Origin of the sequence: Candidatus Aeolococcus gillhamiae (assembly GCF_016464765.1) — a bacterium.
GTDB classification, from domain to species: Bacteria; Chloroflexota; Dormibacteria; order Aeolococcales; family Aeolococcaceae; genus Aeolococcus; species Aeolococcus gillhamiae.
Genome location: NZ_JAEKNS010000150.1, coordinates 1 through 11355 on the forward strand (window position 1 = coordinate 1; position 11355 = coordinate 11355).

Sequence of the window (11355 nt, forward strand, 5' to 3'; positions counted from 1 at the left end):
GTCGCGTGACATGTTACTGGTGGTCCGTCTGCCACGACCTTCCAGGAGATGACTTCAGATGAAACCTTGGCATGGTGTTATCGTCGCTACGGCCCTACCGTACACGGAGAATCTCAAGGTCGACTTGGACCGTTACCAGGAGCACGTTGGTTGGTTGGCCGAGAATGGATGCCACGGCGTTGCACCGAACGGGTCACTCGGTGAGTACCAGGTGCTCACCCCCGAGGAGCGGTCGGCTGTCGTACGGGCAGCCGTAGAGGCGTCACCTGAGGGATTTCACGTGATGCCTGGTGTCGGTGCGTACGGTGCCGCGGAGGCGCGATGCTGGGCCGAGCAGGCGGCCGAGGCTGGGGCCGATGCCGTGCTGCTGTTGCCGCCCAACGGTTACCGCGGCGACGAGCGTGCCGTAATGCACCACTACGCAGAGGTGGCTAGGGCGGGGCTGCCAATCTGTGCGTACAACAACCCACTGGACACCCGTGTCGACCTGGTCCCGTCGCTTCTGGCCCGCTTGCACGGCGAAGGCTACATCGTGGCTGTGAAGGAGTTCACGGGAGACGTTCGCCGCGCGTACGAGATTGCCGAGGTGGCGCCGGGGCTGGACATCCTCATCGGCGCCGATGACGTCGTCTTGGAGATCGGCCTGGCCGGCGCGAAGGGATGGCTTGCCGGCTACCCTAATGCTCTACCGAAAGCGTGTGTGGCACTGTATGAGGCTACCGTAAGCTTGGACTTGGCCACCGCAATCCCGCTGTACCGCACCTTGCACCCGCTGTTACGCTGGGACTCCAAGACGGAGTTCGTGCAGGCGATCAAGCTTTCAATGGACGTCGTTGGTCGCTACGGAGGCGCCTCCCGACCGCCACGCATGCCCTTGCTTCCGGAGACCGAGGAGTACATCCGCAACGTGACCCAAAAGGTCATTTCCGAACTCGGCGTCTGATGCCTTGCCAGCTCGCCGGGCATGCTGATGAAACGCGGCTGGGACGCATGTCCACTGTCGTGTCAGCGGGTGGCCGGGGCATCAACCCGCGCTTGTCCTGTGAACAGGTAGCTCCAGTGCCGGGACTCACGACGTTGCTTGCGGAGGATTCGTTGATCAGAACTGTGCGCCATTCGTGGAGTCGTCGAACGGAACGAGCCCTCGGCCGGCCCTGCGGCCCGGCGCGCCGGCGGTGGATCATGAGGGCTGCGCACTACACTCCCGACCTGTCAGCGACCGGTCGAGCGACCGTAGCGCTATGAGCGAGCAGAGGCTGGTCAGTCGCTCGCCCCAACAGCCCGCGGATGTCGTCGCCGAAGCCGCTACCACAACGCCGGCCGAGGTCCAGGCAGCGGCGACGCGGGCTCGAACCGCGCAGGCAGAATGGGCGGTCGCGGGAGCGGCGGGTCGATCGGCCGCGTTGCGAATCGCCGGTGACGGGCTAGTAGCCCACGCGGCGCAGCTCGAGGACCTCATCGTGCGCGAGGTCGGCAAGCCCCGACTGGAGGCCCGCGGCGAAGTGGCTCGCTCGGTCGCGATCCTCCATTACTACGCGCAGCAGACCCTGGACCCGGTTGGCGACGCCTACCCGCCGTCCGGCCGCGGCCTGCTGTACACGGAGCGCCGCCCCCACGGGGTTGCTGGTCTTATCACCCCCTGGAACTTCCCGCTGGCGATCCCGCTGTGGAAGGCGGCACCGGCCCTTGCCGTCGGGAACGCGGTTCTGCTCAAGCCCTCCACCCAGGCCCTGGCGTGCGCGCGTTTCCTGGAACAAATCCTCGCTGACGCACTGCCGGAGAATCTGTTCAGGATCCTACCGGGAGAGGCAGAGACAGCTCGCGCGCTTCTGGATGCGGCCGACGTCGTGTCCTTCACCGGTTCGTCCGGTGTCGGGCGCTCGGTCGCGGTCGCAGCAGCAGGCCGGGGCGTGCCGGTGCAGGCGGAGATGGGTGGCCAGAACGCAGCGATTGTGCTCCCCGACGCCCACGTGGAGCAGACAGCAGCGATGCTGGCGGGAGCTGCTATGGGCTTCGCAGGTCAGAAGTGCACAGCCACTCGCCGCGTGCTGGTGGTGGGGGACGCGGGGTCCTTCACGGACGCCTTGGTGACAGCCGTTCAGAAGCTCGCGCCGGCCGACCCCTCGGAGACCGGCACGAGCGTTGGCCCACTGATCACCGAGGCCGCCCGCGATGCGGTCGTAAGCGCCACCCAAGAGGCCCGTAGGACGGGCGGGCGTGTCCTCGCGGGCGGAACTGTCCCGCCGCCAGCTGACGGCTGGTTTCTTGCGCCCACCGTCGTCGACGGCCTCGCTCCCGAGCACCGCCTGGCGTGCGAGGAGACCTTCGGCCCCTTCGTCACTGTGTTTGCGGCGGCATCCCTCGATGAGGCGGTGCGGATCTGCAATGAGGTGCGGTACGGCCTTGTCACCTCGATACACGGCGACGACCTCGGGACCGTGCTGAAGGCGGTCTCGACCCTGGACACTGGGCTGATCAAAGTCAACGCCCCAACGACAGGTGTGGACTTCTACGTCCCCTTCGGGGGAGAGAAGGCCTCAAGCCACGGTCCGCGTGAACAGGGGAAAGCCGGGATGGCCTTCTACAGCTCAATTCGCACAATCACCATCGCCCCTGGTGCTGGGTAGAACGACGATCCTGAACGAGTTGGCGCCAGTGACGCTTCTTGATGTGACCGCGTGAGCATCGGTGTTGGTATCTCGGCTGTGATCCCAACCACCTCATCCAACGACGGCGGCTGCATATGTGGGCCGGCAATGACACTTGATCATCTCCCTGCCCACAGTCCCCGCGTGAGCGTGAGATGGTGAGCCATCAACTTTCGAGCCCCGCTCGCATCTGCATCGGCGACTGCTCGCAGGAGCAGGCGATGCTCACGTGCGGAGGTCGCTAGCTGGCCCTGCTGAATCAAGGGGATCAGGCCATAGAGCCGTGCTTGGTTGCGTAACTGCGCCACAATCTCAACGAGGTGTTGGTTCCCTAGGAGGCCCAGGAGGGCCAGGTGGAAACGAGTGTCGGCCTCCAGGTAGGACGTCACCTCCCTTGCGGCGGCCGCCTTCTCAATCGCAATGGCGAGCGGCTTGAGCGCCAGGACGTCTGCCCGGTCGGCGAGCACAGCGATGCGCCCGACGCTCGGGACCTCCAGCAGCTTGCGGAGCTCAGCGACGTGGTCTAAGTCGACTTCAGATGTCTCGGTGACGAGGAAACCGCGATTGCGCACGGGTTCGAAGAATCCCTGCCTGGTTAGATCCAGCAGGGCTTCGCGGACTGGCGTCGCAGAGACGCCGTAACGCTCGGCCAACGCCGGCACCGAGTACATCACTCCTGGGCGCATCTCCCCAGTAACCAGAGACGCTGTGATCGCCCTCAGCATCTGCTCGCGTAGGCTGTCCTGATCGACCTTCGGCCGCCTGATGCTGACTGCTCCTGCCATTTCAGTTTCGTCGCCCACTCTCAGCATGTCTGGCTAACATGAGCGCACGCGAGGGTGTGCCATGAAGGCGCGTTCCGAGCATTGCTCGCCTCCGGAATAACGTTCGCATCAGCGCGCACAATGTTAAGAGAAACTGAATAGTGGCTCACCCAGGAGGCCCGTATCCACTTCCGTCCCCAGGCCAGGGCTCCCGGAGGCACTACCTCGTCCGTTGTGCGATCGTGGCTGGTAATCGGCGACGTGTTCCGCCGTCCAGTCGTTCATGAACGACACCGCAAAGAGGGCCTCTGATGGCGTACTCGCGGCGAGGTGGCTCACCGCCGCGGTGGTGAGGTCGCCGCCCCAAGTGTCCTCGATCGTCACGGAGAGGCCGAGGTCGACGGCAAGGTCTCGCATGAGCTTGGCCTTGGTCAGCCCGCCCACCCTGCTGATCTTGAGATTGATCGCATCGAGTCCGTTGGCCGTATATGCTCGAAGCAGGGACTGGACATCGATGATCACCTCATCTAGGACCATGGGAAGACTTGTCAGCCGTCGGAGGGCCAGGCACTCCTCGATCGTCGGACATGGTTGCTCGAGGTAAGTCCGTGGGAATGGCTGAAGCAGACGAGCCGCGACCGTGGCCTGCTGCAGCCGCCATCCGCCGTTGGCATCGGCGATGATCACGTCATCTTTGTCGGTAGCCGCCACGACCGCAGCGACGCGTTCCTCGTCGTCCGCTGGCCGCCCCCCGATTTTCATCTGGAATGTGTGGATACCTTCCGCTCGGCGGTCCAGAACATACTGGGCCATCTCTTCCGGTGATCCGAACGGCACAGCCATGTAGAGAGGGAAGGACTGTTGGCGCAGCCCGCCCAACAGTGTGGCCAAGGGTTGCCCGGTCGACTGGCCAAGCAGATCCCAGCAGGCGATGTCCACGGGACTCTTGGCGTATCCGTGGCCGAGAACGCTGCTGTCCATGACGTCGTTCAGCACACCCAGATTGGCGGCATCGAGCCCGATGAGATGAGGGCCGAGCTCAGACAGCACCGCTCGCACACCCCCGGCGAACCCCGGCAAATATGCCGGGCCGAGAGGACAGACTTCTCCGAAGCCACGGAGGCCTTCCGCTGTGGTGACGGCCACCACAGTGCTGGGGAGGCTGCTCACGACACGGCCACCGGAGAAGGCGTACTCCCCGTGGACGTAGGTGAGATCGAAGTTGTAAACGTCTAGCCTCGTGATGACCGTGCTGGCGATACTCACTTTGTCCTCCGAGCAAGGCTGGAGCGCGTCATCGACTCGCTGCCGGGCCCTTGCAGGTGTTGATGGGCGGATGATTGCCGTGCTCCATAGCTACGGATTCGTCTGACAAACGCGGGATCTGAGGTCGCGGCCTGGCGCAGTCGCACGGTCTGTGCTTCCATTATGGTTCGGCATCAGACGTCCAGAACCCTGTGGAGAAACTGACGCGTCCGCACATGAGTCGGATCGGTGAAGATGGCCTCCGGATGCCCTTCTTCCACAATTCGACCCTCGTTCATGAAGACCACACGGTCGGCCGCCTCACGCGCGAACTTCATCTCGTGCGTGACGACGATCATCGTCATCCCGTCTTTCGCCAGCTGGCGCATAACATGCGTAACCTCGGAAACGAGTTCGGGATCAAGCGCAGATGTGACCTCGTCGAAGAGCATGACCGCGGGCTCCATCGCCAGAGAACGCGCTATGGCCACGCGCTGCTGCTGTCCACCAGACAGTTGAGAAGGGTACGAATGCCCCTTGTCTGCTAGTCCGACGCGCGCTAGGGCCGCCCCGGCGAACTCGGCGGCCTCTCGCTTGGACAGCTTCTTGACTAGCCGCAGTGCAAGCGTCACATTACCCAGAGCCGTCAGATGCGGGAATAAGTTGAATTGCTGAAACACCATTCCTACGTTCCCGCTTCGGGCGCCCCGGGCTCCTCCTGCTTTGTCGGGACCGAACACGCAAACCCCGTCGACAGTGATGGTTCCCTGGTTCGGTCTGTCGAGCAGAGAGATCGTCCGCAACAAGGTGCTCTTTCCGGAACCGCTGGGTCCGATGAGTACAACCACCTCGCCCCGGTCAACCGACAGGGTCACATTGTGCAAGACGGCGGTGTCTCCGAAGCTCTTACTGACATCTCGAACATCAATCACGAGGGCACGAGCCTCCTTCGCTGCAGAGACTTTGCAAAAACCGACATCGGGAAGCAGATCAAGAAATAGCCGACGGTGAGGGCCGAGTAGACTTCCAGCGGTCTCGCGGTTCGTCCGACGATGTACTGTCCCTGCTGAAGGAACTCGCTAACCCCGATCACAGAGGCGAGAGAGGTGTCCTTCACCAGTGCGACGTACTGGCCAACGAGTGGCGGCAGCGATACATTCCTAGCCAGCGGAAGGACGATTCTCCGCCAAATCTGAAATCCCGTCAGGCCCAGGGTCGCGCCGGCTTCTCTTTGCCCGATGGGTACCGCCTCGACGCCTGCGCGCACAATTTCCGAGATGTAGGCTCCCTCGCACAGCACCAGGGCCATGAGGGCCGCAGCAAAAGGCGGAATGTCTCCGAAGCCAAGGTACGCCGCCCCGAAGTATGCAAATAGCATCTGCACAATCAAGGGGGTCCCTCTGAAGACGTCAATGTAGATTCTGAGCAGCGGACTAACCACCGGAACTCGCTCGGCCCTGGCCGTCCCGACCGCCAAGCCAAGCAGTGTCGCCAGCACAATGGTCGACAAGGACAGCAAGGCCGTCACCCCTAAGCCGAAAAGGAGGGTTGGCAATGAATCCGTAATGACGCTCCACTGCACGACTATTTGCCCTGTCGCCCAAGCGGCGCCCGGAAAACCACTTTCGCGATGACCCCTGACGAGATCGACACGAATCCCGTGAGAAGTAGGTATGCGATCATGGCGAAGCTGAAAAGAATCATCGTCTCGAACGTCTGCGCATTCAGCAGGAGGGTCGTTGACGTGATCTCGTCGTAGGAGATAGCCGAGAGAAGCGCAGAACTCTGGATGATGATGATGAGCTGGTTCACAACCGCGGGGTACACACTCCGGGCAGCCTGGGGGAGCAACACCCGGCGAAAGGTTTGCCAAGGCGTCAGCGCGAGAACGAAGGCAGATTCTGCCTGCGCGTGCGGTATCGACGACAGGCCGGCGCGGAAGATCACGGCGAGGTACGCTGCACCATTGAGCGCTAGTGTTGCCACGCCGGCTTGGAATGGACTGAGGTTGAGGCCCAATGCCGGAGTGGCGAAGTACGCGATGAAGATTTGTAGAAGGAGAGGCGTATCCCGAAATACTTCAACGTACGCCGCTAACGCCCACCTTAACCCGCGGAACTTACTTGCCATGCCGACTGCAGCCGCTATTCCCAGTGCAACGGCAAGAGCGAAGGCGAGAGCGGAGACAAGGAGAGTCCGTGCAGCGGCGGCTCCGAATGCGGGGAGGGACTCCTGCAGAAGCCGAAGGTAATACCCTACGTCCATACGATCCTCTCGCTCACTGCATAACCCTCGAAGAGTCGCGGCACCTCCGCTGATCGCGTTCTACGACGGCCGGGAAGGCGCCGCCAGTTGCAGGCTGCAGGCCCACAACCAGACGGCTCCGCCCGACGTGCACGAGCGCCCCTACTGAGAGGGAGTCAGACTGTAAGGAGAGGGCATGCCCATCCACTTGACATTGAGATCATGGAGAGTCCCGTCCACACTGCTGTTTAGTAGGAACTGATCGATCCAGTCGCGCCAAACACCATCGCCTTGCTTGATCGCTAGGCCTTCGTACTCAAGTGGCACAACAGACTGACTCGTGACCTGCAAGGTGGGGTCTTGCTTCACCTCGTAGCCGAGAAACGGCGAATAGTCGACCAGGGCGTCCACCTTGCCTTGCTTTACGGCGAGCACTGCTGCGCTCTCGTCGTCAAACGCTTGGGCGGTCGCCTTTGAGTTGGCCGCTTGCAGCGCTGCGATATTGGTGGAACCCTTGATGACTGCGACCGTCTTGCCTGAGAGGTCGGCGGCGCTATTGATTCCACTCCCCTTCTTACTCAAGAGCACTTGGCCACCGACAACGTAGGGGTTGCTGAAGAGGACTGTCTTCGCTCGTTCGCTCGTGGGATCCATCGTGCAAAGAACGACGTCGGCCTTACCTGTCTGGAGCGTCGGGATGCGATTGGCGGGCGTCGTGGGGACCACGGTGAGCTTTACACCCAACGCCTTGGCCATCGCAGCCGCGACGTCCACATCGAAGCCCTCGGGGGCGCCCGAGCTGCTCGACAGCCCAAACGGTGGATAGTCCAAGCAGAGTGCTGCTCGCAGTTCATTTTTGTGCAGTACGGACTGAAGCGTGGAAGCCTGAGCAATCTGGTCGGGTGCAACGCCGCTCCCCGAAGACGCCGTGCTTCCGCAAGCGCTGATCACAAGCAAGCTTGCGGCTGCGAGCAAACCGACCGGTTTGAACGGCAGGTGGCGGTGGTTTCCGATCGGCATGGCGTCCGTTCCTCCTAAGGGGGTCTGGGCAAGCTGGAGAGGCCTTCTACTGGAACACTACAGTAACATTCTATGCGGTGTCTACCTATGCGGTGTCTACCGGCGTGGGCCTCCTTGAGACCGACCCCGTGCTCGCACTCCGGCGATGGCTGCGCATCGGGGGAATCAACATGGGGGCGCTCTGGCGGCCGGCGGACCGTTGGGGAACCTCGGAACAGGCTGACGCTCCGACCGCGTCGTAGCCCCGACGCGAGCACACACTCCTCATGGATGAGATCAGTGACAGCTATGACGTGGTGGTGGTCGGTGGCGGTGCCGCCGGGCTGGCCGGCGCGGTCGCGGTGCTTCGCTCGCGCCGGTGGGTGTCGCTGGTGGATGCCGGCGACCGTTCCGCGAGCGCGAGAGACCGGCGAGGACCTCGAGATGTTTCCTCAGAGACCCTCCGCCAGGGGATCCTCGATTCGGACCGCCCCGCGCTCGGCGCCAACTGTTGGCGCCACCGCGTGAAGATCGAACCCAAAGAGGCGCAGTCCGGCATGCACCGAGGGCCCGAGCAGAAGCCCGATGACCAGGGTGCCGACGCCGACCGTGCCCCCCAAGAGGAAACCCAGTAGGCAGGCCGAGGATTCGATGCCGCCGCGCACGAGCGCCACAGGGCGCCGCGTTCGCCGTGCCAATGCCAGCATGATGCCGTCCCGGGGGCCGGCGCCGAGCCGCGGCGCAATGTAGGCTCCGCTCCCGATGCCAAAGAGCAGCAGGGCGCCGGCGAGCATCGTGAAGCGCACCATCAACGGCGCTGCGTTCGCATCGGGGATCCAGCCCCAGGAAATGACGCGGTCGATCCAAAAGCCGACCAGAAGCATGTTGCTGAGGGTGCCAACGCCAGGGCGGGTGCCCAGCGACCAGGCGACGAGCAGGATGATCAGGCCGACGAGCTCGCTCGCCTGTCCGATCGTCAGTGGGGTGTGACGCGAAATGCCCTGGTGCAGTACGTCCCAAGGCGACAACCCCAAATGCGCCTGTAACGTCAGCGGAATGCCGACCCCGAAACAGAACAGTCCAGCCTGAAGGCTCAGGAAGCGAACTACCATACGGGGTCCGAGCAGGCGACGGATTCCCTCGGTCCTTCGGGCGGGTGGCGTAGTGGTTGCGGACACGGCCACTCATCGTACGCAGGCGGTGTTCTGGTCGACCTTGGTAGCAAGTGCCGAGTTTGCGCCGGGGTACCGGAGCGGTAATGGGCATGCCTCGCTTTGACGGACACTTTTCCTTAGCCCGCGCACAGAGCGGTGTGGCGGGCTTCGTAGTCTGCTGGACTGAGGTTGCCGAGGGCGGTGTGGCGGCGCGGTGAAATCGTGCTCCAAGCCGGTGTCGAACAGCGATTCATACGTCTGCCTACTCACGGCGATGTTCAGGCGGAAGACGTCCGGCCGGGGCGGGTCGTCAACGCCCCCGCGAGTCACCGCACCGCTCTTGGCGAGCGGCTCTCGCCTCCGCATGTGCTCCGACGGGCTGATTCCGAATACGAGTAGAAACGGCCACGGTGGACCGAAACTAGTTTGACGCGTTTCAGCCGGGCCCAAGCGGCCACCATAGACTCGATCCTGGGGCAGCTTTACTGAGTGTTGAGATATCAAGTTTGAATACGAAATTGGCGGAGAGGGTGGCGGAGAGGGTGGGATTCGAACCCACGGAGGCTATTCACCTCACCGCTTTTCGAGAGCGTCGACTAGGGTGATGCGGAGTGTCGCGGGGGGACGTTAGGGGCCGTTCTGAATACGAATCTGGCGGCGGTCGTGATGTCCTGGGGTATCCAGTGTCTGGCGATGTCGATGCGTTTGGGTCCTAAATGGCCACCGTAGCAGCCATGGTTGGCGATAACTGGTTCGGGGGCGATGGGCGATCGGATGTCCCCGGAAGGCGCCACTGTTGGGCGCCGCAGTCGCTCTGCGTCAGCGAATACACCACACCGTTATAGCTGGCGCGGTGGGTTCGAATCCTCTCTTGCTAACTTCCCGCGGACGTTTGCTAGACATATGGGTGGACGTCCATGGACGTGGGGGATGGTCCGCGGCCGCAGATCGACACCGACGGCAGATGAACGCGGGCGCCCGCAGGAAGCTAGGCCGTGGCGACCCTTCTAGTTCGGGGTAGCCGTCGCATAGATGACGTCGTCTCTGTCGGTTAGCGCAGCCTCGTCCAACCCCAATAGACGCTCACGAGCACGACTGACGCAGACCTCGCGGATTTCCGGGTCCAGTGCCGCCAGCCGTCGGGCTGGCGCACCGATACTGGTCCGCAGCGCAACGACCTGGTCCGGCGTCATGATCTGGCGCCAAGGCTCAAGGTGTAACGACAGCGTGCGAAACCCGGCGCTAGCGAGCAATCCAGTGACCTTTTCGGGCGTGTCCATCACGGCGTATGTCGACTGCGCCGGATCAGGTGGCGCCCCGTGAGCGTCGAGTTCCTCATTCCAAATATCCTCGGCGGGAAAACTCCCCGCCGACCCCCAAGTGGTGAGCCCAATTGCGCCATCAGCGGCGAGCACTCTCCTGACCTCTCGGAGCGCGGCGACAGGATCCGATACATGGAAGAGCATGAAAGCGAGTACCGCCACGTCGCATGCCCCTGCGATCAATGGCAGGTTTGTAACGTCGGCGACGACCAATGGAAAGTCCCGCGGTGCCAGCGCAAGCATGCCGGCGGCTGGGTCGACACCGATGATGACGGCGCGTGGTGCAGCCTTCCGCAGATGGGGAAGGAGAGTCCCGACGCCGGTTCCAACGTCAACAACCTGCCGCGCCTCGCCCAACGGCAGTTCTTCAAGCAGTCGAAGGCCCGCCGGCCGCAGGAGCGGTACCCAGAGGTCCCGATACGCTGTCGCTGTCGCCGTGTAGTAGCTCGCGATTCGCTCGGCATTTGTCAACGAAGTCGCCATCTGATTAGCAGGGTGATGAAGAACCGTCCCTCGGCGGCCGCGATCTTCGGCGGGGGGAGCGGTGTCGGCCCATAGGGGAGCGAACTCGCGTCCGCGACGTGGGTCAGTTCACTCGCCCGGATCCTGAGGGGTGGTTCCTCAGGCCACCGCCAGTTCCAGGTTGGCCATTCGCACCACGTTGTAGGTGGCCACCGTCAGCATCATCCACATCTCGTTGCGCCGCTGCCCGATGTAGCGCAGCTTGCGGCCCCCGCCCACCGTCTTTGTCCAGCCGAAGATCTCCTCGACACGTTTGCGCACCCGCTGGCTCATCGCATACCCCGGGTGGCGGATGGTGCGTCCGTCGATGGCGCTGCGGAAGTTGTCAAGCCCCCTGAGACACCTCGCGTCGGGAATTACTGAACCATCGTCACCACCGGTGCGGGCGGGTTGATCCACACGGCTGTCGGCAGCGCTGGAGGTCGCGGCATGGCGCGAATGAAGCGTTCTGGATGGT

11 protein-coding genes are annotated in these 11355 nt (G+C 63.2%); 2 read left to right on the forward strand and 9 right to left on the reverse strand.

The features are described from left to right. Nucleotides 1-58 precede the first annotated feature (58 nt). Together JF886_RS15275 and JF886_RS15280 are read left to right on the forward strand one after the other, a co-directional pair. The gene (locus tag JF886_RS15275; RefSeq protein WP_337313980.1) at nucleotides 59-943 is read left to right on the forward strand and encodes a dihydrodipicolinate synthase family protein; all 885 of its coding nucleotides are present in this window, start codon (nucleotides 59-61) and stop codon (nucleotides 941-943) included. Between the two features lie 298 nt (nucleotides 944-1241). Further along, nucleotides 1242-2627, forward strand: a complete 1386-nt coding sequence (locus tag JF886_RS15280) for an aldehyde dehydrogenase family protein (RefSeq protein ID WP_337313982.1) — start codon at nucleotides 1242-1244, stop codon at nucleotides 2625-2627. A 140-nt stretch (nucleotides 2628-2767) separates the two neighbouring features. Here JF886_RS15280 and JF886_RS15285 read toward each other — a convergent pair whose 3' ends face one another. The 9 genes from JF886_RS15285 to JF886_RS15325 form a co-directional block, all read right to left on the reverse strand. Further along, nucleotides 2768-3460 (reverse strand): GntR family transcriptional regulator, encoded by a 693-nt coding sequence (locus JF886_RS15285; RefSeq protein ID WP_337313983.1) that lies wholly within the window; start codon nucleotides 3458-3460, stop codon nucleotides 2768-2770. A 96-nt stretch (nucleotides 3461-3556) separates the two neighbouring features. Further along, complete coding sequence (locus tag JF886_RS15290) at nucleotides 3557-4678, reverse strand: mandelate racemase/muconate lactonizing enzyme family protein (RefSeq protein WP_337313985.1); 1122 nt, start codon at nucleotides 4676-4678, stop codon at nucleotides 3557-3559. Nucleotides 4679-4851: 173 nt separating this feature from the next. Further along, nucleotides 4852-5589 carry an amino acid ABC transporter ATP-binding protein gene (locus JF886_RS15295; RefSeq protein ID WP_337313987.1) on the reverse strand — a complete coding sequence of 246 codons (738 nt, stop codon included), beginning with the start codon at nucleotides 5587-5589 and terminating at the stop codon, nucleotides 4852-4854. Continuing rightward, a complete protein-coding gene (locus tag JF886_RS15300; protein ID WP_337313989.1) occupies nucleotides 5586-6239 on the reverse strand; it encodes an amino acid ABC transporter permease in 654 nt (217 codons plus the stop codon). The genes JF886_RS15295 and JF886_RS15300 overlap by 4 nt, the downstream gene beginning before the upstream one ends. 2 nt (nucleotides 6240-6241) lie before the next feature. Then, the gene (locus JF886_RS15305) at nucleotides 6242-6922 is read right to left on the reverse strand and encodes an amino acid ABC transporter permease (RefSeq protein ID WP_337313991.1); all 681 of its coding nucleotides are present in this window, start codon (nucleotides 6920-6922) and stop codon (nucleotides 6242-6244) included. A 141-nt stretch (nucleotides 6923-7063) separates the two neighbouring features. Then, entirely contained in the window at nucleotides 7064-7921 is an 858-nt protein-coding gene (locus tag JF886_RS15310) for a transporter substrate-binding domain-containing protein (RefSeq protein ID WP_337313993.1), read from the reverse strand. 431 nt (nucleotides 7922-8352) lie between these two features. After that, nucleotides 8353-9012, reverse strand: coding sequence for a YczE/YyaS/YitT family protein (locus tag JF886_RS15315; RefSeq protein WP_337313995.1), 660 nt, complete (start codon nucleotides 9010-9012; stop codon nucleotides 8353-8355). A gap of 1049 nt (nucleotides 9013-10061) precedes the next feature. Then, nucleotides 10062-10847 carry a class I SAM-dependent methyltransferase gene (locus JF886_RS15320; protein ID WP_337313997.1) on the reverse strand — a complete coding sequence of 262 codons (786 nt, stop codon included), beginning with the start codon at nucleotides 10845-10847 and terminating at the stop codon, nucleotides 10062-10064. A 150-nt stretch (nucleotides 10848-10997) separates the two neighbouring features. Continuing rightward, the coding region (locus JF886_RS15325) for a transposase (RefSeq protein WP_337314000.1) at nucleotides 10998-11355 on the reverse strand (358 nt) is incomplete at its 5' end.